This window comes from Stenotrophomonas sp. GbtcB23, assembly GCF_019091045.1.
In the GTDB taxonomy this organism is placed as follows: Bacteria; Pseudomonadota; Gammaproteobacteria; order Xanthomonadales; family Xanthomonadaceae; genus Stenotrophomonas; species Stenotrophomonas rhizophila_A.
In genome coordinates, this window is the sequence record NZ_JAGXKC010000431.1 from 1 (window position 1) to 269 (window position 269).

Genomic DNA, 269 nt, shown 5'->3' on the forward strand with positions numbered 1-269 from the left:
TCCGTCACGCCGGAAAAATCGGCGGTCGAGATATCGCCGTTGCGGCTGGAGAACAGGAGCGAGACATTCGAGAGCACCTGATCGTTGAAGCCGATCATGCGGTCGAGCTTGGCACGCACGCGCGCATCGGCGCCGTCGCTCCCCTTGCCGCCATTTCCGCTCTTCTCACCCGCCCTCAGCTTGGTGATGATCGGCCGCATGTCCATGACCGAGCCGGAGATCGATACGTCGAAACTGCCTTTCGCGCGCTTGACCGTGACCGCATAATT

General features: G+C 61.3%; 1 protein-coding gene. It reads right to left on the minus strand.

Annotated elements, in window-relative coordinates:
* Positions 1-269, minus strand: a 269-nt coding sequence (locus tag KVS69_RS19670; RefSeq protein WP_217539753.1) for a hypothetical protein, incomplete at both ends; no start/stop codon positions are given.